This window comes from Krasilnikovia sp. M28-CT-15 (assembly GCF_047159595.1).
In the GTDB taxonomy this organism is placed as follows: domain Bacteria; phylum Actinomycetota; class Actinomycetes; order Mycobacteriales; family Micromonosporaceae; genus Actinoplanes.
Map to the genome: position 1 here is coordinate 4,148,191 of NZ_BAAGAK010000001.1, position 19,586 is coordinate 4,167,776.

Consider the following 19,586-nt stretch of genomic DNA (forward strand, 5'->3'; position numbering starts at 1 on the left):
GCATCGCCGGCCACCTGCCCCCACTGCGCCGGTCCACAGCCTGATGGCGCCCACCGGCCGGGCCGCACCGCCGCCGGAACCCGCGACCCGCGCGGCGGAGGCGGCGGCATAGTCTCGGCGGGTGAACCCGTCCGAGACCGTCCGGCCATCGTGACCGCGCCCGCCCGGCTGCGCGCCGTCAGCGACCTGCACATCGCGTACGCGGAGAACCGCGCGTTCGTCGAGGAGCTGCGGCCCGGCAACCCGGGCGACTGGCTGATCGTCGCCGGGGACGTCGCCGAGACCTTCGCCGACATCGAGTGGGCGTTACGCCTGCTCAGCGCCCGCTTCGCCAAGGTGGTCTGGGTGCCGGGCAACCACGAGCTGTGGACCCCGCGGCAGGATCCGGTGCAGGCCCGGGGTGTGGCCCGCTACCGCCTGCTCGTGGAGCTGTGCCGCGAGCTGGGTGTCGCCACCCCGGAGGACCCGTACCCGGTCTGGGAGGACGGCGAGGGAGCCGCGGTCGTCGCCCCGCTGTTCACCCTGTACGACTACTCGTTCCGCGCTCCGGGCGCCACCTCGCAGGAGCATTCGCTACGGCTGGCGCACGACGCCGGGGTGGTGTGCACGGACGAGATCCTGCTGCACCCTGATCCGTATCCGACCCGCGAGGCGTGGTGCGCCGCCCGGATCGCGCTGACCGAACGCCGGCTCGCCGAGGCTCCTCAGGACCTGCCGAAGGTCCTGGTCAACCACTACCCGCTGGTCCGGGAGCCGACTGACGTCCTGTGGTATCCGGAGTTCGCCCAGTGGTGCGGCACCACCCGGACCCGGGACTGGCACCGCCGTTTCGGTGCGGTGACGATGGTGTACGGGCACCTGCACATTCCCCGCACGACCTACTACGACGGGGTCCGCTACGAGGAGGTGTCGCTGGGGTACCCGCGGGAATGGCGCCGGCGCGGCGCGGTCCCCGACCCGGTCCGCACCATCTCCCCGGGCGCCGATCAGCGCCGGATGCGGGAATCGGTGCGGGGTGCCGCCCCCTGAGGCCGGGACCGGCTCAGACGCCCTCGTCGAGCAGCGTGTCGGGATCGAACAGGTCGATCTCCAGGCGGGCCAGCAGGTCGATGTTGATCAGTTTCGCGACCGGGCCCGCGTGGGAGGCACTCACCAGGCTGGCCAGGTCCTCGACGTGCGCCAGGGTGATCAGCGGCGCAGCGGGCACAGCGGCCCCGTCCGGGCCGCACAGCACCGCGTGGTACGCGCCGGTGTCGATGGCGCCGGTGTGCGGAACGTGCACGTGCCACCGGTACCCCGACGCCAGGACGACCGCCACCCCCGCCTCGGGGTCGAAGACCTGGGTGTGGACGCCCTCGTGACCCGCCAGCAACCGGCCCGCGGCCGCGTGCAGGGCCCGCACCGCGGACGAGCCGGTGCCGCTCTGCCGCGGGGTGTTGCGAGCTGACATCCGCATGTCCTCCAGGTGTCGCGGGCGGGCTTGCACCGCACGTCGTCCAAGCAGGTCAGGCGGGGATCCCACCCCGCCTGACCCCATCAACGGCGCGGCCGAGGCGAACCTGAGACGCCGGATACCCCGGACTCAGCAGAGCAACCCGGCTGCCACCGTCCGGGCGGTGTCGAGCGCGGGCAGGCCCACCGACGAGGAGGAGCCGGAACCGCTCATCGCGGCGATGAAGCCGCCGCAGATGCAGAGCAGCATGACCAGCACGAACACGAGCAGGACGATCGTCACCGCCATGCCGGGGTACTTCTGCGGGGGCGCACCCAGGGCACCCTTCATGAAGGCGACCATCGGCGCCCGGTACTCCAGCTCGACGGTCTGGCCGGGCTGCACGGTGACCGGAAGGTCCGCGTTTCCGATCTGGCTCGGCAGCAGGTACGGCACATGCACATGGAGGTGGTGCTGTCCGGGCTGCACGGGGATCACGTGCCGGCCCCAGCCCTTGGCGACCTCGTGGCCGTTCAGCTGCACCGGCGGCTTGAAGAGCCCGAGCAGGAACCCGATCGGGTTGAACTTCAGGGTCACGGCGATCGCGCCACCGGCGCCACCACCCTGCGGCGGCCCGGCCGGCGGGTACGTTCCGGGCTGGCCGGCACCTGGCTGCTGCTCGTACATGCTTCCTCCCCAAGATTTCGCGAGCCGCAGGATACGGGCCAGCACCGGCCCGCGCGAGGCCAGGGGGTGTAGCAGACGGGCGCGGCGGGTCACCTTGTCCGAGACCGTGTTGATTTCCGGGTCCGGGACGAGGTGGCCCGCCGCGCCGAATTCATGCCGGGCGGATGATGTCCGTCAGATCGGCGGCGAACCCGGTGCCGTCGGAGGGCCGGGAGGGCCCGGTCTGCCCGGCGGACCCGGCGGCGGACCGGACGGGGGTCCCGGCGGCGGACCCGAGGGCGGTCCCGGCGGGGGCCCCTCGGGTGCCTGCAGGAGCACCGCGCGCAGCGCCTGCTCCGCACGGTCCACCCGTGGGCGCAGCAGGGTCCAGTCGCCCCCGCCGGCCAGGGCTTCGTTCTCCGCGTCCAGGGCCGAGATCAGCTCCTGGAGCAGGCCGCCGAGCCGCGCCGACCAGTCCCTTCGCGGTTGGCCGGGCGCCTGCTCGGCCAGCCGGTTCCATCCGGCCGCGAGGTCGACGAGGCCGGCCCGCACCGGGGGCCACGCCAGCCCCCGCGCCCCGACCTCCGTGGCCGCCAGTACGGGCGGCAGCCGCATGTCCATGACGCCGCTGGTTTCCGCCTCCAGCGCCCGCGCCTCGCTGTCCCAGGCCGAGGTCCGCCGGGACCGGTACACCAGCACCCCGCCCACGATCGCCGCCGTGATCAGCGCGATCAGCACCAGCCAGAACACCGGCCCGGTCGTGGATCCTCCAGCCGCGGCGGGCGACTGCGCAGCCGTCGGGGTCTGCTGCGGCGCGGTGGTCTCGGGCGGGGTGGTTTCGGGCGGGGTGGTCTCGGGCGGGGTGGTCTCGGGCGGCGGGGTGGTCGCGGGTGCCGTTGTCGTCCGGGTGGCCGTCGCGGTCGCGGGGGTCCTGGTGGGCGTCGTCGGCTGTCCGGCCGTCCGGGTCGTGGGCCGGGTCGTGGGCTCGGTCGTGGCCGGCTCGGACTGGCGCGACCGGGTGGGCTCGGCACCCTCGGTGCGGGTCGCTCGCGCCGGTGAGGTGGGCACGCCCTCGGCCTCACCCTCGGCCGGGGACTCCGTGGCCCGTTGCGACGCGCGGTCCGACGGCCGGATCGCGGGCTCACCGTCGCCGCAGGCACCCAGACCCAGCACCGCCGCAATGAGCAGGCCGATCAGGGCGCCGGCGGTGACTGCCCGGCGGACGTCGCGGGGGGATCGCATGCGCGGCTCCTGCTCGTCGCCGGCCGCGAGTCACGCCGGGGCGCCGTCGGCGGCCTTCGCGTCCTGCTCGATCTCCGCGGTGTCCGCCTTGAGCTGCTTGGTTTCCACCTGCTGCGCCCGGCGCATGGCCTCCTCGATCTTGGCGCCCAGGTCGGCCACCGCGACCACCACCAGTCCAGCCTGGCCGGTGTCGAGGCGCTCGCCGAGCTCCTTGAGGTCGTGCCGGCTCATTCCGGCCGCAGCGTGTCCGGCGACCGCACCGAGCACCGCGCCACTCCCGGCGGTCGCTGCCAAGAGACCCCCGCCGATCGCGGCGAACGGGAACAGTGCCACCACGAGGCCGGTCGCCAGCCCGACACCACCGCCCAGGACCCCGCCGACCCGGGTCGGGGTCTCGTGCTTCTTGACGATCTTGGTCTTGCCGTCGGCCCGCCGTTCGACCACCGCGGCGTCGTAGGCGTCGATCAGACCGGCCTTGCGGTGCAGGTCCTTCACGAAGTCGTAGTCCGCCTCCGCGTCGGCGACATTGGAGTACACCCCGACGTACGCAATGAACGTGTCGACAGCCATCTCATACCTCCGATAGTCGCAACGGCCGGGCCGCACAGGGCTGCCACGCAAACCAGCCGGGGCGGCCCGCTGGGCCTGGGACCACTGTGCTGGCAGGACGGGACATCGCCCTCATCCCGGGGTGATGACCGGGTGCAGAGCGCTCGTGCGCGACCGCACAGCACAGACGCGCGGTGAGCGATGAAGCAGGACAGGCACCGCGATCAGCGCCGCTCTGGATCTTGGGCCCGGACGGATACGGCAAGTACGGCGGGGCGCGGCCGCCGCGTGCCATCCTGAGCACAACAGATTCACCAGGCAGATCGGGCTGCGTCGCGGGCCCGTGGCGTCGGCGCCTGGTAGGAGGCTGCATGCGGTACGAGGACTGGCGGCGGGAACACGGCTCGCTCACCCATGGCTGGTGGCGGGCCGGGGTGCTGGTGTTCGCCGTACTGATCATCATCCTGGTCAGCGTGGTGGACCTCGCGACGCCCCGCGAACTGACCGCGTTCGGGCTGGTCATCACGGCCGGGCCGGTACTCGCGGTCGCCTCGGCCCGCCCGTGGGCGGTGGCCGCCGTCGGCGCGTTCGCCTGGGTGATGGCCTGGGCCACCTCCTCCTGGCAGGGCCTCGGCGGCACCGCCTACCAGCAGGTACGCCTGTGCGTCATCGCCGGCATGACGCTGCTCAGCGTGGCCGTCGCCTACGGCCAGAATGTGCTGGAACGCCGCGCCAACCGGGCCGCCGAGGGCGAGTCGATGCTGGCCGCGATCGTCGAATCCTCCGATGACGCGGTCATCGGCATCGATCTTGAGGGCAAGGTCATGTCGTGGAACCGCAGCGCCGAACGGATGTACGGCTACACGGCAGCGGAGATGATCGGCCAGAGCATCATGCCGGTGATACCACCGGCCCAGAGGGCCGTGCCGGCCGAGCTCCTGGACAGGATCCGCCAGGGCTTGGGCCTATCGCACTACCGGACGCAGCGGCAGCACAAGGACGGCCATCTCTTCGACGTGTCGACCAGCGTGTCCCCGGTGCGCGACCGGTACGGCACCGTGATCGGACTGGGTTTGATCACGCGGGACATCAGCGCCGTCAAACACGCCGAGGAGCAACGCGAGCAGATCCTCGAACGCTCCGCCCGCGCCGAACGCCTCGAAAGCCTCGGCCAACTCGCCGGCGGCATCGCCCACGACTTCAACAACCTCCTCGCCATCAACCTCAACTACCTCGAATTCGCCCTCGAACAAACCACCGACCCCGACACCCACAACGACCTCACCCGCGCCAAAGCCAGCGCCGAACGCGCCCGCGACCTCACCCGCCAACTCCTCGTCTTCGCCCGCAAACAACCCACCACACCCGAAACCATCGACCTCAACACCGTCATCACCGACACCCGCACCCTGCTCGACCGCACCATCGGCACCCACATCGAACTCATCACCCACCTCCACCCCCACCCCCTACCCATCCGCGCCGACCGCAGCCGCCTCGAACAAGTCCTGCTCAACCTCGTCATCAACGCCCGCGACGCCATGCCCGACGGCGGAATGATCATCATCGAGAACGGGCCCACCACCCTCACCGAAGACACCAGCCACCAACTGACCCCCCGCCCCTACGCCCACCTCAACATCACCGACACCGGCACCGGCATGCCCCCCGACATCGCCGCCCACGTCTTCGAACCCTTCTTCACCACCAAAACCAAACAACACGGCACCGGACTCGGCCTCGCCACCGCCTACGGGATCATCACCGAAGCCGGCGGCACCATCACCCTCACCACCGAACCCGGCGTCGGCACCACGTGCCACATCCTGCTGCCCCTCAGCGCCGACGCCTCCGGCGCCGACGCCCCGGCCGACACGACCGGTCCCGCCGAGCTGCCCATCCGCTGAGGCGCTACCGCAGCCAGGAACACCTGAGCCGGCAACGCCGTCGAGGCGGGACAGCGCCCGCCTCGACGGCGTCAGGCAATACCGGGCTGGCCCACGCGCCACCGCGGCGGCGCGTCAGGGGCTCAGGGAGAGATGACCGCCGGCCTCACCGCGGCTCGTACGTCTGGCAGTCGGCCTGGTCCTGACCGGGTCCGACGCGAATCGACGGCGCGTGGCATTCCATCTCGGAGTTGTGCTGGCAGTCCGTCCGCATGCAGGCGCCCACCTGGGCGATCACCATGTCCAGCCCGCCCTTGGCCGCGGTGTCGATGAATGTGGCGCAGTTGGCGTTCTCCCGGCCGATGGTGATCGCGAAGGCGTGGCATCCGCCGTGGTTGTACCCGCAGCCGGTTACCGTGCATTCCTGCACTCGCGGCATCTGCAACGTGTCGGTCATGACAACCCCTCCTTCCGACGGCTCCCGGACCCTCCCACTATCCGTCCGCGCGCCGCCGCGCTCCGGCTGGATTCCGTCATTGGTGCAATGGGTCAACCACTGTGACCACAGCACCTCCATGAGGTGCCTGGGGCCTCGGGGCGAGTCACCCGGTGGGGCGGGACGGCAATGCCTGTAGCGACCACTTGTTGCCGTCCGGATCGCCGAAGTAGACGAAGTGTCCCCACGGCTGCACGTCGACCTCGCTGGGTTCGACCCCGGCGTCGAGCAGCTGGCGGCGCGCCGCTTGGGCGTCCGCGACGACGACCTGGATCTCCTGCGTACCGGGCACCTTGTCGGTGATGCCGTCGCCGAGCACGATGGAGCACGCCGACCCGGGCGGTGTCAGCTGGACGAACCGCAGTCCCTCGTGCACCCGGTGGTCGTGGTCGGCGTGGAAGCCGACCTTCTCGTAGAACGCCTTGGCCCGGTCGACGTCGGTGACCGGGACGGGAATCAGCTCGATCTTCCAGTCCATCGTCCCACCGTACGACCCGGGTCGGGACGATCGGAGGCTCACACGGCCAGCAGGCGATGCACCGCGGGGTCGGCCAGGTCGTCGCGGTCACCGGCGCGGACCACCTCCCCCGCATCGAGGATCACGTACTGGTCGGCCAGCCGCAGCGCCAGGTCCAGATACTGCTCGACCAGCAGGATCCCCAGGCCCGCCTGGGTGTGCAGCCGGTGCACCGCGTGCTCGATCTCCCGGATGATCGACGGCTGGATGCCCTCGGTCGGCTCGTCCAGCAGCAGCAGCTTCGGGCGGCAGACCAGCGCCCGCGCGATCGCGAGCTGCTGCTGCTGGCCGCCCGAGAGGAACCCGGCGCGGCGGCGCAGCAGGCCGCGCAGCGCCGGGAACAGGTCCAGGGCCTCGTCGACCGCCGCCGACGTGGCCCACGGCGTGACGAACAGGTTCTCCCGTACGGTGAGCTGCGGAAACGTCTCGTGCCCCTGGGGCACGTAGCCCAGCCCGCGACGGACCCGCTCGTGGGTGGGCAGCCGGGTGATGTCATCGCCGTCGAACAGCACCCGGCCGGCCCGGGCCGGCAGCACCCCCATGATCGCCTTCAGCAGTGTGGTCTTGCCGACCCCGTTGCGGCCCATGACGCAGACCAGCGAGCCGGGCCGGGCCTGCACCGACACCCCGAACAGCGCCTGCGCCCGGCCGTACGCCACATCCAGATCCTCGACCGCCAGCATCTACGCGGCCACCTCCTCCCCGGAGCGGCCCAGGTAAACCTCCTGGACCTTGGGGTCGGCCCGCACCGTGGCCACGTCGCCCTCGCACAGCAGCCGACCCTCGTGCAGCACCGTCACCGTGCTGGCGAAGCGGCGCAGGAACTCCATGTCGTGCTCCACGACCACCACGGTGTGCTCGCGGGCGATCTCGCGCAGCAGCTCGCCGGTGCGTTCCCGCTCGACCCGGCTCATCCCGGCCACCGGTTCGTCGAGCAGCAGCAGGCGGGGACGCTGGGTGAGCAGCATGCCGATCTCCAGCCACTGCCGCTGGCCGTGCGAGAGTACCCCGGCGGGGCGGTCGGCCAGCCCGGCCAGCCCGGTCGTCTCCAGCGCGGCCGCGACGCGCGCCCCGATCCCGCGGCGGCGGTGCAGCAGCCCGGTGGTGCGGCGGCGGAAACTCGCCGCCAGGTCCAGATTCTCCAGTACGGTGAGCTGCTCGAACACCACCGAGGTCTGGAACGTACGGCCGACGCCCAGCCGGACGATCCGGTGTTCCCGACGGCCGACCAGCTCGTGGTCGTCGAAGTGCACCGATCCCGCGGCGGGCCTGGTGCGCCCGGTGATGACGTCGACGAGCGTGGTCTTGCCCGCGCCGTTCGGGCCGATGAGGAAGCGCAGCTCCCCCGCCCGTACGGTGAAGTCCAGATCGGACAGGGCGCGGAAGCCGTCGAAGTCGACCGTGAGGCCGCGTACCCGCAGATCTCCACTCATGATCCCTCCCGCGCGCCGACGACGGCCGTCACCGCGACGGCCTCCGGTGGTGGTTCGGGCACGGTGACGGCCGTGCGGCGGCGCAGCGCCGCGGCGGTGTCCGCCAGCAGCCCGGCCAGGCCGCGGGGCGCCCACATCATCACCGCGACGAACATCGCGCCGAGCAGGTAGAACCAGCCGGACGGGAACTGCTCGGACAGGGTGGTGCTGGCGTAGTTGTAGAGGATCGCGCCGCCGACCGCCCCGGCCAGGGAGAACCGGCCGCCGATCGCGACCGCCACCACCATCTCCAGGGACGGCACGATACCGAGGTCGGCCGGGCTGAGGATGCCCACCATCGGCACGAACAGGGCGCCCGCGATCCCGGCCAGCGCGGCGGAGGCCGCGAACGTCGCCGTCTTGACGATCGCCGGGTCGTAGCCGAGGAACCGGATCCGGTCCTCGCCGTCGCGGATGGCCACCAGCAGTTTGCCGAACCGGCTGTGCGACAGCTGCCAGGCCAGCGCGATCGCCGCCAGCAGCGCAACCGCCACGATGAGGTAGACGATCCGTTTCTGGGCCGGGTCGTACAGGTCGAGGCCGAAGAAGTACTGCACGTTGGTCAGGCCGTTGGTGCCGCCGGTCAGGCCCTGCTGGCCGACCAGCAGGATGACGAACGCCGCGGCCAGGGCCTGCGAGAGCACCGCGAAGTACGCACCGCGCACCCGTTGCCGGAACACCAGCAGACCGAGCAGCGTGGCCACGGCGGTGGGCAGCACCACCACCATGGCCAGCGCGAACGCGGGGTTGCGGAACGGCGCCCACAGCGCGGGCAGGCGTTCCACCCCGCTCCACACCATGAAGTCGGGCAGGTTGCCCGCCCCGGCCTCGACGAGTTTGAGGTGCGCGCCCATGGCGTAGCCGCCGAGGCCGAAGAACACCCCCTGGCCGAGCGTCAGCATGCCGCCGCGGCCCCAGGCCAGGTAGATGCCGACCGCGACGATCGCATAGCAGAGGTACTTACCCAGCAGGTCCAGGCGGAACGGTGACAGCACCAGCGGGGCGACGCCGATCAGCAGGATCGCGGTGGCCGCGTACGCGGCGGGGGTGGACCAGCGGGCCCTCATGACAGCGCCCTGGTCCGCAGCACGAACAGGCCCTGCGGTCGCACCTGCAGGAACGCGACGATGACCATGAACACCACCACCTTGGCGAGGCTGGCGTCGGTCCAGAACTCGACGTAGCTGTTGAGGATGCCCAGCGCGAGCGCCGCCAGCACCGCGCCGCGCAGCTGGCCCAGCCCGCCCGCCACGACGATGAGGAAGGCGTCCACGATGTAGTAGGTGCCGAGGTTCGGCCCGACCGGGCCGATCAGGGTCAGCGCGACCCCGGCGACCCCGGCCAGCCCGGAGCCGAGGAAGAAGGTCGTCTGGTCGACCCGCCCGGTGGCCACCCCGCTGACCGCGGCGAGCTGGCGGTTCTGCATCACCGCCCGCATCCGGCTGCCGTGCGCGGTGCGGGTCAGGTACCCGCCGATGGCCAGCACGCAGCCGACCGCCAGCAGCAGGATGAAGATCCGGTTGTACGGCAGGCGTACCCCGCCGAGGTCGACCCCGCCGGTGAGCCAGCCCGGCGCGGTGACCTGGACGTTGGGCGCGCCGAAGATGTCGCGGGCGAGCTGCTGCAGGATCAGGCTGACCCCGAACGTGAGCAGCAGGGTGTCCAGCGGCCGGCCGTAGAACCGGCGGATGGCCAGCCGCTCCAGCAGCAGACCCATGAGTCCGGCAACCACGAACGCGACCACGAGGGCGACCGGGACGGCGAGCGTCCCGGCCACCGGTTGCACCAGGTACGTGGTGTAGGCGCCCGCCATGATGAACTCGCCGTGGGCCATGTTGATCACGCCCATCTGGCCGAAGGTGAAGGTCAGGCCGAGCGCGACGAGCAGCAGCACCGCCGCCATGCTCGCGCCGATGACCAGTTGGTTGAGCACCGCCATGGTCGGACGCCTTCCCGCCGTCAGGCCAGTCCCGTGGCCCAGCTGTAGCCCTTGAGGTACGGGTCCGGTTTGATCGGCGCGCCGGAGTTCCACACCTCCTTGATCTGCCCGTCGGGCTGGATCAGGCCGATGCGTGCGGTCTTGTAGACGTGCTGGTTCTCGCCGTCCACGGTGACCTTGCCCTCGGGTGCGTCGATGACGATGCCGCCAGCGGCCTTCTTGACCGCCTCGACGTCGGTCTTGCCGGCCTTCTTGACGGCCGCGGCCCACAGGTACACCGCGTTGTATCCGGCCTCCATCGGGTCCGAGGTGACCTTCGTGGCGCCGTACTTGGCCTTGAACGCCTTGACGAACTTGTCGTTGGCCGGGCCCGCGGTGGTCTGGTAGTAGTTCCAGGCGACGAGGTGACCGGCGACGTTGTCCGGGCCGATGCCGACGACCTCCTCCTCGGCCACGCTGACCGAGACGGTGGGCATGGTCGCGGCGGTGATCCCGGCGCTGCGCAGCTGCTTGAAGAAGGCCACGTTGCTGTCGCCGTTGAGGGTGTTGAACACCGCGTCCGGCTTGGCCTGCTGGAGCTTGTTGACCACGGTGGAGTATTCGGTGTGCCCGAGCGGCGTGTACTCCTCGCCGAGGATCTGCATCCCGTTCGCGGCCGCGTACGCTTTGATGATCTTGTTGGCGGTGCGCGGGAAGACGTAGTCGCTGCCGACCAGGAAGATCCGCTTCTTGCCCTGCTGCTTGAGGTAGTCCAGGCCGGGCACGATCTGCTGGTTGGTGGTCGCCCCGGTGTAGAAGATGTACGGCGAGCTCTCCAGCCCCTCGTACTGCACCGGGTACCAGAGCAGGGCCTTGTTGCGTTCGAAGACCGGCAGCATGGCCTTGCGGCTGGCCGAGGTCCAGCCGCCGAAGACCGTGGCGACCTTGTCCTGGGAGATGAGCTTCTGCGCCTTCTCGGCGAACGTGGGCCAGTCGGAGGCGCCGTCCTCGACGACGGGTTCGATCTTCTTCCCCAGCACGCCGCCGGAGTTGTTGATCTCCTCGATGGCCAGCAGTTCGGCGTCGCGGACGGTGACCTCACTGATGGCCATCGTGCCGCTGAGTGAGTGCAGAACGCCGACCTTGATCGTATTCGAATTCGCATCACTCGCCGCCGGATCGTCCGCGCAACCTGCGACGACGACGGTGACGGTCAATGCCATGGCGACGGTCCACCATCGACCGAGAACTCTGAACATGCAGGGCGTCCTCTCAGCCAGTAACCGGGGGTACCCGGAAAGCTAGGACGCCGCGATTTCACGATCCGACCGTGGTGATGTCCGACACGTTACGCAAACCTCACCGGGCGCTCACGCAGAGTGTGACTTCGCCTCCCGGGTATGCCGCCTCGCCGCCAATTGCCAAACTTTTGCAACAGCGAAGATCGCCTAATATGCTGAGCCCGCCGGAGGCTTCTCCACCCGATCTGCCCGGGAGGCAGCATGGACGTGCGGGCGATGCACATCGCCAACGGGATCGTCGACGGCCCGGTGTCTGCGGCCTTCGCGGTCTTCGCGGTGGTGGCGCTCGCATTCTGCGTCCGGCGCTCGCGCGCAGACCTGGACGAGCGGCTCGCGCCGATGGCCGGGCTGGTCGCGGCGTTCATCTTCGCGGTGCAGATGCTCAACTTCCAGGTCCTGCCCGGGGTCTCCGGGCACCTGCTCGGCGGCACCCTCGCCGTCATCCTGGTCGGGCCGTGGGTGGGCGCGCTGTGCGTGTCGACCGTGCTCATCGTGCAGTGCCTGCTGTTCGCCGACGGCGGGCTGACCGCGCTCGGGCTGAACATCACGAACATGGCCCTGATCGGTACGGCCGCCGGCTATCTGCTCGTCGTGGCCCTGCTGAAGGTGCTGCCGAAGACCCCGGCCGGCCTCGCCGCCACCGCCCTGATCGCCTCGGTCGTCAGCGTCGTGGCCGCCTCCCAGGGCTTCGTGCTCGAGTACGCGCTCGGCGGCACCACCCACCTGTCCCTGCCCTTGATCTCGGGCGCCATGGCCAGCACACACGTCCTCATCGGCATCGGCGAGGGCCTGATCGCCGCCACCACGGTCGCCACGGTCGCCCGGATCCGTCCCGACCTGGTGTACGCACTGCGCCGCTTCCGCGCCCCCGCCGTGCCGGTGACCGAGCCCGAAGCAGACACCCGGAAGGCGGCCACCCCGTGAGCAAGCGACTCGGCTGGTTCCTCGTCGGCGGCCTGCTGGTCGCGCTGCTGCTGGCCGGAGTGGTCAGCAGCTTCGCCTCGTCCAGCCCCGACGGCCTGGACGCCACCGCCCGGCAGGGCTGCACCGTCGACGCCAACGGAGACATCACCGGCGGCACCTGCATGGCCCAGCGGGAGCAGGCGCACCAGATGGCCGACAGCCCGCTGGCCGACTACAGCATCCGCGGCATCGGCAACACGTACCTGTCCACCGGGCTGTCCGGGGTGGCCGGGGTCCTGATCACCTTCGCCCTCGGTGGCAGCCTGTTCTGGGTCGCCCGGCGCCGCCGGCAGGCGGCCTGATGGGCGCGGGCCACGCCCACCCGCTGCACCTGCACCGGGACAGCCCGGTGCACCGGCTGGCACCCGAGGCCAAGATCGTGGCGGTGCTGGCGTTCACCATCGTCGTGGTGGTGACCCCGCGCGAGGAGTTCGCCGCGTTCGCCGGGTACGCCGTCCTGCTGGCCGCCGTGGCCGTCCTGGCCCGGGTCCCGGCGCCGTGGCTGCTGAAACGCTCGACGATCGAGCTGCCGTTCATGCTGCTGGCGGTCGCCCTGCCGTTCGCCGGACACGGTGAACGCATCCACTGGCTGGGGATGTCGCTGTCGATCGACGGACTGTACGGAGCCTGGAACATCGTCGCCAAGGGCACCCTCGGCGTCCTGGCCTCGCTGCTGCTGGCCGCGACCACCACGATGCGCGACCTGATCCTCGGGCTGGACCGGCTGCGCTGCCCCGAGGTCTTCACGCTCATCGCCACGTTCATGCTGCGCTACCTGGACGTGCTGGCCGAGGACGCCCGCCGGATGCGGATCGCCCGGCTGTCGCGCGGCTACGATCCGCGCTTCCTCTGGCAGGTCAAGGCGTTCGCGGTCGGGGTCGGTTCGCTGTTCCTGCGGGCGTACGAGCGGGGCGAGCGGGTCTACCTCGCCATGGTGTCCCGCGGCTACACCGGCCGCCTGCCCCGGCTCGGCGACGGCCGCGCGCCCCGGGCCCACTGGGTCGCCGCCGCGCTGCTCCCGGCCGCGTCGACCGGCATCGCCGTGACGGCGGTGCTGTCGTGACGGCCTCGCTGCGGATCGCCGGACTGCACTTCACGTACCCCGACGGCAGCGTGGCGCTGCGCGGCGTCGACCTCACCGTCGCGCCGGGCGAGCGGGTCGCCCTGCTCGGCCCCAACGGCGCCGGCAAGACCACCCTCGTGCTGCACCTCAACGGCATTCTGCACGGCGGGGCGGGCACGGTGACGGTCACCGGCCTGCCGGTGGACCCGGCGGACCGCGCCCGGCTGGCCGACATCCGGCGCCGGGTCGGCATCGTCTTCCAGGACCCGGACGATCAGCTGTTCATGCCCACGGTCGCCGAGGACGTCGCGTTCGGGCCGATCAACCTCGGGATCCAGGGCGAGGAGCTGACCGACCGCGTCGAGCAGGCGCTGACGGCGGTGGGCATGGCCGACTACCGCGACCGGGCCCCGCACCACCTGTCCTTCGGGCAGCGCCGCCGGGTCGCCGTGGCGACCGTGCTGGCCATGCGGCCCGACGTGCTGGTCCTCGACGAGCCATCGTCCAACCTGGATCCGGCCAGCCGCCGCGAGCTGGCCGAGATCCTCGACAGCCTGCCGATCACCATCCTCATGGTGACCCACGACCTCCCGTACGCCCTGCAACTGTGCGAGCGCTCCGTCGTCCTCGACAGTGGCCGGATCGCCGCCGACGGGGCGACCGAGGATCTGCTGACCGATCCGGAACTGCTGCACCGGCACCGGCTGGAGCTGCCGTTCGGGTTCGACCCGGCGGTGGCCGCCGCACAGCGCCGCACCCCGCCCGTGCGCACCGACCGGATCCCCCGCGCCCGGGTGCCGTAAGGCCGGCCCCGGGCGGCCGTCACCAGGTGTTCTCGTGCCACACGGAGTCGACGGGCTCGCGGGCGGCGGGCCGGAACGTCGTGCCGGTGAAATACGCGGTCGGTAGCAGCGCACCCTGGTGGACACCGTCGGGGATGCCGAGGATCCGTGCCACCTCGGCCTCCCGCCCGAGGTGCAGCGTGGTCCACGCGGTGGCGAGCCCGCGGGCCCGGGCGGCCAGGCAGTAGCTCCAGGCCGCGGGGAGCAGCGACCCCCACAACCCGGCCTGGTTGCCCTCCGGCACCGGCTTTCCGGTACGCAGGCAGGGGATGACGAGCACGGGCACCCGGCCCATGTGCTCGCCGAGCCACAGCACGCTGTCGCCGACGCGCTGCTGCACCCGGGAGCGCTCCGGCCGGTCGGCGAACATCCGGCCCGCGAACCGGGTCGACTCGGCGTACCGGGCGACCTGCTGGCGGTAGACCTCGCCGACGGCGGCGCGCTTGTCCGCGTCGGTCACGACCATGAAGTGCCAGGACTGCTCGTTGGAGCCGGACGGCGCCTGCAACGCGATCTCGACGCACTCGCGGATCAGCTGCAGCGGCACCGGGCGGGACAGGTCGAGCCGCTTGCGCACGGTCCGGGTGGTGGTGAGCAACTCGTCCGGGCTCAGGGGCAGTGTCATGACCTGATCATGGCACCGGCGCGGGGGCCGGAGGCGCGCGGCCCGCGCACTCACCCGGCGATGGCCACCAGTTCGACCTCGAATCCGTCCGCGTCCTCCAGATAGGCGGCGTAGTGCCGCGCGCCGCCCGCGTACGGGTGGCGATCGGGGAACAGCAACCGCCAGCCGTGCCCGGTGGCCTCCGCCGCCAACGCCTCGACCCGGCGGGCGTCCTCGACATGGAAGGCCAGATGGTTGAGCCCGGCCCGGCGCCGCTCGTGCCCACCGGGCACCAGGTCGGGAGACTGCTCGACCACCAGGTAGGTGTCCCCGAGGCGCCAGCTGCGCCCGGCGGGCCAGCTCTGAAACTCCGCATACCCCAGCGCCGCCAGCAGCCAGCCCCAGCCGGCGACCGCGCGCTCGAGGTCGGGAACCCACAACTCGACGTGGTGCAGCGCACCGGGAACCGGAGGCGTCACGTCGCCGAACGCTACACCTGTCCGGTTCGTGCCGCGGGCCGCGACCGGACGGCAACCGGCCGGCAACCCGGTGGCCCGGTGGCCTCCTTGGCGCGCCCCTCCCCCTGCCGATCGTGACGGGGAACGGACGCTGATCGCCCGCCGGAGCGGCAGCGTCGCCCGAACCGACGGAACGGATGCGACATGGCGCGACGATCGCCGCTGCGACGAGTGGTGCTGGTCGGCTCGCTGGCCGCGGGCCTGTTGGCCGCTCTTGGCGCGCTACCGGCCACCTCGGCGGCGGCGCCTGCGGCCGGCGCCCGGCTGGGCGGCGCCGCGGCGAAGCCACTGCGGATCATGCCGTTGGGCGACTCCATCACCTACGGCATCGGGTCGCTGACCGTCGACGGATACCGCGAACAACTGCGGCGGCGCCTGGTGGCGGCGCACCTGGGCGTGGACTTCGTCGGGTCCCAGGCCGCCGGCAGCGGCCCGGATCGCGAGAACGAGGGGCATCCGGGCTGGACCATCCAACAGATCGCCGCCCGGGCCGGCCGATGGCTGGCCGCCGAACGTCCGGACGTCGTGCTGCTGCAGATCGGCACCAACGACATGGCGCGCAGGGTCGACGTGGCCGGGGCTCCGGCGCGCCTGTCGGCGCTGATCGACCAGATCCGGGCCGCCCGCCCGGCCGCGCAGATCTTCGTCGCCAAGATCCCGTCCGCCACCGTCCCGGGCTACCAGGCGCGCATCACCGCCTTCAACGCCGCCATCCCGCGGCTGGTGGCAGGCAAGGGGCCCCGGGTGCATCTGGTGGACCAGTCCTCCATCGACGGCATCGACCTGCGCGACAGCGTGCACCCGCACGACTTCGGCTACGCCAAGATGGCGTTCAACTGGTACCTGGCACTGCGGAAGGTCTACGGCGCGACCGCGCCGGTGTGGCCCAGGGGGACGGACCCGTACCGGGCCACCACGGCGCACCGGTGTCTGCTGACCAAAGTGCCGATCCCGGGCGGGGGGAAGCGCAACCGCATCGACTGCGCCTGGACCTACCTGCGCCCGGTGACCTCCACCGTGGACGGTGTGACCCGCACGCGACAGGTCTGGCAGGTGCGCCGCACGGTCGTCGAGAAGTACCGGGCCGTCGACGTGCCCGCTCACGATGCATACCTGGTGACCCGGGTGAAGAGGGCCGACGGCACGTACGTGATCAAGCGGATCAAGGTGCACGTCGCGGCGACGTACGTGACCAGAACCCGGCGCGTCACCCGGTGGGTCGCCTACTGAGCGCACCGCGTCCAGCCGCCCCCCGTCCGTCAGGAGCCCCCATGCCGTCCCGTTCCCGCGTCACGGTCCGTCGCGTGCCGCGCGCCCGGCTGTCCCTGCTGGCCGTCGCCGTCCTCGCGGTGAATGCGGCTCTCGCGGGCGTCCCCGCGACCGCCGCACCGGACGGGGGCCGGCCGGTCACTGCCGCGACATCGCAGGATCCGGCGGCGCGGGCCGGGTCCGCGCCCCGCTCGGCGTGCCGGGGCACCTCGATGCAGGTGGTCGCGCACGAGGACGACGACATCCTGTTCATCAATCCGGACCTGCGAACCGACATCAGGGCCGGACGCTGCATCGTGACCCTCTTCCTGACCGCGGGCGACGCCGGTAAGCCGGTCGCGTACTGGCGCGGGCGTGAAGCCGGCGCCAAGGCGGCGTACGCCGCCATGGCCGGGGTCCGCAACCGGTGGAACAGCAGGACCGTCACCTTGGCCGGTCATCGCATCACCCAGGTCGGCCTTGCCGGGCGCAAGGTCTTTCTGCTGTTCCTGCGACTGCCCGACGGCCACGGGTACGCCAACCACGACTGGGAGACGATGGCGGCCCTCTGGAAGGGCACCATCCCGGCCGTGCACAGCATCGACTCCGGAACCGCGTACACCAGGGACGGGCTGGTGCAGACCGTGGGCGCCGCGATGCGCACCTGGCGCCCGGATGTGGTCCGCACCCTCGACTACTCCGCCGGGTACGGCCAGGGTGACCACGCCGACCATGTCACCGCCGGGTACGTGACGCATGCCGCGCACCTCGGCTACACCACTACGCACCGGCTGTACGGCTACCGCGGCTATCCCGCCGCCCGCCAGCCCGCGAACCTGTCCCTGGCCGCGGCCCGGGCGAAGATGGCGGTGTTCTTCGCGTACGCACCGCACGATCCGCACGTCTGCCGGACCGCGAAGGCGTGCCGGAAGGGGCCGTACTGGTCGCGGTTCCTGCGGCAGTACCGGACGACGAGTCCGGCCCAGCCCGACCCGCTGGCCCCACCCCCGGCTCCGTCCGGCCCGCCGATCCCGGCGCCGTCCGACGGCCCGGCGACCCCGGTTCCATCCGATGGCCCGCCGACCCCGGTTCCATCCGATGAGCCGCCGACCCCGGGTGTGTCTGATGAGCCGCCGACCCCCGGTGTGTCCGAGGATCCGCCGACACCGGCAGTGACGGCGCCGCCCGGCGAGCCCGGGGGGCCGTGACGCCCACCGTCGATCGCCGGGCGCTGTTCGGCCAGGCCGTGGCGCCCGCCCGGACCTGCGGCTAGGGCCGTTCCGGCGTGTCCGGCGGCTGCGGGCGGCCTGACGACCCACGACCTCGTCGACGGTCCCGGCCGCTTCCGCGAACCCGACTTCGGGCGGACGTTCCTCACGATCGGCATCTCGATGCTGGGCCTGTTCGGGGCGTATCTGATCACGTCCGTGGGAGCACTGGTGACCGCGCGGCTGGTGGTGACTGTGGCCACCGGCGGCGAGGCCCGGCTGGGCAGCACGATCCGCAGCGTGCTGCCGCGGGTACCGGCCCTGATCGGCTGGTCGCTGGTCGCCGGCCTGATCTCCGTCGGGGCGCTGCTGGCGTGTTTCGTGCCGATCCTCTACGTCGGAGCCGTGTTCGTCCTGCTTCCGGCGGTGGTGCTGTTCGAGCCGGGCGGTGGCGTCGCGCGATGCTTCCGCCTCTTCCAAACCGACCTGGGGGTGGCCGTCGGCCGGATCGTCACCGTCGCGCTGCTCACCATGGGGCTCGCCGTGCCCGCCGGGGTGCTGAGCGCGGTGGTCGGGATGCTGTTGGGGGCACCAAGTTCGGGGACGAGCACCGGGGCGCTGATCGCGGGTTCGGTGATCTCGACGGTGCTGAGCCAGCTGGCGTCGCTGGTCGCCGGCATGGTCGTGACCCCGCTCATCGTGGCGACCTACGCCGACCTGCGGGCCCGCACGGAGCCGTTCAGTACGGCGATGCTGGTCGCCTGAGCCGTCCGGCCCGGTGCGGGCCTTCCGGCCCGCCTCGGCCGCGAATTCCGCCGCGCCTACGGCGCCGGGCGGGTCGCCGGGGTGTCAGGCGGCCACGGCGACCGGGGCGGTGGTGACAGTGTGCAGCGCCCACCGCATCCGTGCGGCGGCGGTCTCGGGGTGCTCGCCGTACTCGACGGCCACGACGGCGGCGCAGCCCGGTGCTCCGCCGTTGGTGCGCAGGCTGGAGCGGATCGCCGCGGCCACACCGGCGGAACCGGGGTGCTCGGACGGCTGCAGACGGCTGGCGAAGAGGGCGGCGGCCTGGTCGGTGAGACTCATCGTGATCACGTTCCTCGGGGAACTGTTCCGATGGATGGTGGGCTGACAGATACAGCGTGCGCCTGTCCCAAGGGCCCTCACATCCGTAGAAACCCCTATCCTTACCCCCCAGGAAGCGGCAGATATCGGACGATCATCCGGGGTGCCCCTGGTACGTCGTTTGCCGCATTCCCGCCGCCGTGTCCGGCGTCACGCCGACGCCAGCACCTCCTGCTCGATCAGGTCGAAGATATCGGCGTCCGTCTCCTGCTGCCAGGTCGGCAGTTCCTCCCAGTCGGCGAGGTAGCTCGGCCGGGGCGCCGCGAAATGGCGGTGGATCTGCGCGATCCAGCACAGCGCCACGAACCGGCCGCGCTGGGCGCGACTGAGCTTCGCGGTGCCGCCGCCGCTGGCGAGGACGAACTCCCGGATCGCCTGGAAAACCGAGGCGGAGCTGGCCTGCTGCCACTCCTCCAGTTCCTCCCACGGCGCGAGGTCGGCGCTTCTCGGTTCACCTTGGAAGTAGTTCTGGACGCCCTCGATCCACGCTTCCCGGAAGATCTTTCCACCCTCGGCCGCTTCCACCCCGCGCCCCT

General features: G+C 71.6%; 24 protein-coding genes. 9 read left to right on the plus strand and 15 right to left on the minus strand.

The window, feature by feature from the left end:
- Positions 1-147: 147 nt before the first annotated feature.
- Entirely contained in the window at positions 148-1,029 is an 882-nt protein-coding gene (locus ACMCNO_RS18990) for a metallophosphoesterase family protein (protein ID WP_412753748.1), read from the plus strand.
- A gap of 13 nt (positions 1,030-1,042) precedes the next feature.
- On the opposite strand, the gene ACMCNO_RS18995 is transcribed toward ACMCNO_RS18990, so the two are convergent.
- The 4 genes from ACMCNO_RS18995 to ACMCNO_RS19010 all read right to left on the minus strand — a co-directional run bounded on the left by ACMCNO_RS18995 (position 1,043) and on the right by ACMCNO_RS19010 (position 3,910).
- Positions 1,043-1,450 (minus strand): hypothetical protein, encoded by a 408-nt coding sequence (locus ACMCNO_RS18995; RefSeq protein ID WP_412750784.1) that lies wholly within the window; start codon positions 1,448-1,450, stop codon positions 1,043-1,045.
- Positions 1,451-1,582: 132 nt separating this feature from the next.
- Positions 1,583-2,119, minus strand: a complete 537-nt coding sequence (locus tag ACMCNO_RS19000; protein WP_412750785.1) for a hypothetical protein — start codon at positions 2,117-2,119, stop codon at positions 1,583-1,585.
- 174 nt (positions 2,120-2,293) lie between these two features.
- A complete protein-coding gene (locus ACMCNO_RS19005; protein WP_412750786.1) occupies positions 2,294-3,340 on the minus strand; it encodes a hypothetical protein in 1,047 nt (348 codons plus the stop codon).
- A 30-nt stretch (positions 3,341-3,370) separates the two neighbouring features.
- A complete protein-coding gene (locus tag ACMCNO_RS19010) occupies positions 3,371-3,910 on the minus strand; it encodes a hypothetical protein (RefSeq protein ID WP_412750787.1) in 540 nt (179 codons plus the stop codon).
- Positions 3,911-4,260: 350 nt separating this feature from the next.
- On the opposite strand from ACMCNO_RS19010, the gene ACMCNO_RS19015 reads away from it, so the two are divergent.
- The gene (locus tag ACMCNO_RS19015) at positions 4,261-5,796 is read left to right on the plus strand and encodes a two-component system sensor histidine kinase NtrB (protein ID WP_412750788.1); all 1,536 of its coding nucleotides are present in this window, start codon (positions 4,261-4,263) and stop codon (positions 5,794-5,796) included.
- 145 nt (positions 5,797-5,941) lie between these two features.
- Here ACMCNO_RS19015 and ACMCNO_RS19020 read toward each other — a convergent pair whose 3' ends face one another.
- The 7 genes from ACMCNO_RS19020 to urtA all read right to left on the minus strand — a co-directional run bounded on the left by ACMCNO_RS19020 (position 5,942) and on the right by urtA (position 11,401).
- Positions 5,942-6,232: a DUF1540 domain-containing protein gene (locus tag ACMCNO_RS19020; protein ID WP_412750789.1), complete on the minus strand. Its 291-nt coding sequence runs from the start codon at positions 6,230-6,232 to the stop codon at positions 5,942-5,944.
- Positions 6,233-6,377: 145 nt separating this feature from the next.
- A complete protein-coding gene (locus tag ACMCNO_RS19025; RefSeq protein WP_412750790.1) occupies positions 6,378-6,749 on the minus strand; it encodes a VOC family protein in 372 nt (123 codons plus the stop codon).
- Between the two features lie 38 nt (positions 6,750-6,787).
- Positions 6,788-7,471, minus strand: a complete 684-nt coding sequence (gene urtE, locus ACMCNO_RS19030; RefSeq protein ID WP_412750791.1) for an urea ABC transporter ATP-binding subunit UrtE — start codon at positions 7,469-7,471, stop codon at positions 6,788-6,790.
- A complete protein-coding gene (urtD, locus tag ACMCNO_RS19035) occupies positions 7,472-8,221 on the minus strand; it encodes an urea ABC transporter ATP-binding protein UrtD (protein WP_412750792.1) in 750 nt (249 codons plus the stop codon).
- On the minus strand, positions 8,218-9,327 hold the full coding sequence (gene urtC / locus ACMCNO_RS19040) for an urea ABC transporter permease subunit UrtC (protein ID WP_412750793.1): 1,110 nt from the start codon (positions 9,325-9,327) through the stop codon (positions 8,218-8,220). Before urtC ends, urtD begins: the two co-directional genes overlap by 4 nt.
- Positions 9,324-10,199 carry an urea ABC transporter permease subunit UrtB gene (gene urtB, locus ACMCNO_RS19045; protein WP_412750794.1) on the minus strand — a complete coding sequence of 292 codons (876 nt, stop codon included), beginning with the start codon at positions 10,197-10,199 and terminating at the stop codon, positions 9,324-9,326. The genes urtC and urtB overlap by 4 nt, the downstream gene beginning before the upstream one ends.
- Positions 10,200-10,219: 20 nt before the next feature.
- Positions 10,220-11,401: an urea ABC transporter substrate-binding protein gene (urtA, locus tag ACMCNO_RS19050; protein ID WP_412750795.1), complete on the minus strand. Its 1,182-nt coding sequence runs from the start codon at positions 11,399-11,401 to the stop codon at positions 10,220-10,222.
- A 279-nt stretch (positions 11,402-11,680) separates the two neighbouring features.
- Between urtA and ACMCNO_RS19055 the strand changes: the two genes are divergently transcribed.
- The 4 genes from ACMCNO_RS19055 to ACMCNO_RS19070 are packed head-to-tail and all read left to right on the plus strand — an operon-like array spanning position 11,681 to position 14,308.
- Entirely contained in the window at positions 11,681-12,403 is a 723-nt protein-coding gene (locus ACMCNO_RS19055) for an energy-coupling factor ABC transporter permease (protein ID WP_412750796.1), read from the plus strand.
- On the plus strand, positions 12,400-12,744 hold the full coding sequence (locus tag ACMCNO_RS19060; protein ID WP_412750797.1) for a PDGLE domain-containing protein: 345 nt from the start codon (positions 12,400-12,402) through the stop codon (positions 12,742-12,744). The genes ACMCNO_RS19055 and ACMCNO_RS19060 overlap by 4 nt, the downstream gene beginning before the upstream one ends.
- Positions 12,744-13,505 carry a cobalt ECF transporter T component CbiQ gene (gene cbiQ, locus ACMCNO_RS19065; RefSeq protein WP_412750798.1) on the plus strand — a complete coding sequence of 254 codons (762 nt, stop codon included), beginning with the start codon at positions 12,744-12,746 and terminating at the stop codon, positions 13,503-13,505. The genes ACMCNO_RS19060 and cbiQ overlap by 1 nt, the downstream gene beginning before the upstream one ends.
- Positions 13,502-14,308 (plus strand): energy-coupling factor ABC transporter ATP-binding protein, encoded by an 807-nt coding sequence (locus ACMCNO_RS19070; protein WP_412750799.1) that lies wholly within the window; start codon positions 13,502-13,504, stop codon positions 14,306-14,308. The genes cbiQ and ACMCNO_RS19070 overlap by 4 nt, the downstream gene beginning before the upstream one ends.
- Before the next feature lie 19 nt (positions 14,309-14,327).
- On the opposite strand, the gene ACMCNO_RS19075 is transcribed toward ACMCNO_RS19070, so the two are convergent.
- Both ACMCNO_RS19075 and ACMCNO_RS19080 read right to left on the minus strand, forming a co-directional pair.
- Positions 14,328-14,972, minus strand: a complete 645-nt coding sequence (locus tag ACMCNO_RS19075; protein WP_412750800.1) for a nitroreductase family protein — start codon at positions 14,970-14,972, stop codon at positions 14,328-14,330.
- Between the two features lie 50 nt (positions 14,973-15,022).
- Positions 15,023-15,430 (minus strand): VOC family protein, encoded by a 408-nt coding sequence (locus tag ACMCNO_RS19080; protein WP_412750801.1) that lies wholly within the window; start codon positions 15,428-15,430, stop codon positions 15,023-15,025.
- A gap of 183 nt (positions 15,431-15,613) precedes the next feature.
- On the opposite strand from ACMCNO_RS19080, the gene ACMCNO_RS19085 reads away from it, so the two are divergent.
- From ACMCNO_RS19085 to ACMCNO_RS19095, 3 genes are all read left to right on the plus strand, one after another.
- Positions 15,614-16,699: an SGNH/GDSL hydrolase family protein gene (locus tag ACMCNO_RS19085; RefSeq protein ID WP_412750802.1), complete on the plus strand. Its 1,086-nt coding sequence runs from the start codon at positions 15,614-15,616 to the stop codon at positions 16,697-16,699.
- Positions 16,700-16,740: 41 nt separating this feature from the next.
- Positions 16,741-17,925 carry a PIG-L family deacetylase gene (locus tag ACMCNO_RS19090; RefSeq protein ID WP_412750803.1) on the plus strand — a complete coding sequence of 395 codons (1,185 nt, stop codon included), beginning with the start codon at positions 16,741-16,743 and terminating at the stop codon, positions 17,923-17,925.
- Between the two features lie 183 nt (positions 17,926-18,108).
- Positions 18,109-18,690 carry a hypothetical protein gene (locus tag ACMCNO_RS19095; RefSeq protein ID WP_412750804.1) on the plus strand — a complete coding sequence of 194 codons (582 nt, stop codon included), beginning with the start codon at positions 18,109-18,111 and terminating at the stop codon, positions 18,688-18,690.
- Between the two features lie 84 nt (positions 18,691-18,774).
- On the opposite strand, the gene ACMCNO_RS19100 is transcribed toward ACMCNO_RS19095, so the two are convergent.
- Positions 18,775-19,011 carry a hypothetical protein gene (locus tag ACMCNO_RS19100; RefSeq protein WP_412750805.1) on the minus strand — a complete coding sequence of 79 codons (237 nt, stop codon included), beginning with the start codon at positions 19,009-19,011 and terminating at the stop codon, positions 18,775-18,777.
- 189 nt (positions 19,012-19,200) lie between these two features.
- Positions 19,201-19,575 (minus strand): hypothetical protein, encoded by a 375-nt coding sequence (locus tag ACMCNO_RS19105; RefSeq protein WP_412750806.1) that lies wholly within the window; start codon positions 19,573-19,575, stop codon positions 19,201-19,203.
- Positions 19,576-19,586: the final 11 nt, after the last annotated feature.

Coding starts and splice junctions, on each gene's coding strand:
- ACMCNO_RS18995 (WP_412750784.1), bottom strand. CDS start 1,450: ATGTCAGCTCGCAACACCCCGCGGCAGAGCGGCACCGGCTCGTCCGCG.
- ACMCNO_RS19025 (WP_412750790.1), bottom strand. CDS start 6,749: ATGGACTGGAAGATCGAGCTGATTCCCGTCCCGGTCACCGACGTCGAC.
- ACMCNO_RS19010 (WP_412750787.1), bottom strand. CDS start 3,910: ATGGCTGTCGACACGTTCATTGCGTACGTCGGGGTGTACTCCAATGTC.
- ACMCNO_RS19100 (WP_412750805.1), bottom strand. CDS start 19,011: ATGAGTCTCACCGACCAGGCCGCCGCCCTCTTCGCCAGCCGTCTGCAG.
- ACMCNO_RS19005 (WP_412750786.1), bottom strand. CDS start 3,340: ATGCGATCCCCCCGCGACGTCCGCCGGGCAGTCACCGCCGGCGCCCTG.
- urtE (WP_412750791.1), bottom strand. CDS start 7,471: ATGCTGGCGGTCGAGGATCTGGATGTGGCGTACGGCCGGGCGCAGGCG.
- ACMCNO_RS19055 (WP_412750796.1), top strand. CDS start 11,681: ATGGACGTGCGGGCGATGCACATCGCCAACGGGATCGTCGACGGCCCG.
- ACMCNO_RS19075 (WP_412750800.1), bottom strand. CDS start 14,972: ATGACACTGCCCCTGAGCCCGGACGAGTTGCTCACCACCACCCGGACC.
- urtC (WP_412750793.1), bottom strand. CDS start 9,327: ATGAGGGCCCGCTGGTCCACCCCCGCCGCGTACGCGGCCACCGCGATC.
- ACMCNO_RS19095 (WP_412750804.1), top strand. CDS start 18,109: ATGCTGGGCCTGTTCGGGGCGTATCTGATCACGTCCGTGGGAGCACTG.
- ACMCNO_RS19000 (WP_412750785.1), bottom strand. CDS start 2,119: ATGTACGAGCAGCAGCCAGGTGCCGGCCAGCCCGGAACGTACCCGCCG.
- urtB (WP_412750794.1), bottom strand. CDS start 10,199: ATGGCGGTGCTCAACCAACTGGTCATCGGCGCGAGCATGGCGGCGGTG.
- ACMCNO_RS19020 (WP_412750789.1), bottom strand. CDS start 6,232: ATGACCGACACGTTGCAGATGCCGCGAGTGCAGGAATGCACGGTAACC.
- ACMCNO_RS19090 (WP_412750803.1), top strand. CDS start 16,741: ATGCCGTCCCGTTCCCGCGTCACGGTCCGTCGCGTGCCGCGCGCCCGG.
- urtD (WP_412750792.1), bottom strand. CDS start 8,221: ATGAGTGGAGATCTGCGGGTACGCGGCCTCACGGTCGACTTCGACGGC.
- cbiQ (WP_412750798.1), top strand. CDS start 12,744: ATGGGCGCGGGCCACGCCCACCCGCTGCACCTGCACCGGGACAGCCCG.
- ACMCNO_RS19015 (WP_412750788.1), top strand. CDS start 4,261: ATGCGGTACGAGGACTGGCGGCGGGAACACGGCTCGCTCACCCATGGC.
- urtA (WP_412750795.1), bottom strand. CDS start 11,401: ATGGCATTGACCGTCACCGTCGTCGTCGCAGGTTGCGCGGACGATCCG.
- ACMCNO_RS19085 (WP_412750802.1), top strand. CDS start 15,614: ATGGCGCGACGATCGCCGCTGCGACGAGTGGTGCTGGTCGGCTCGCTG.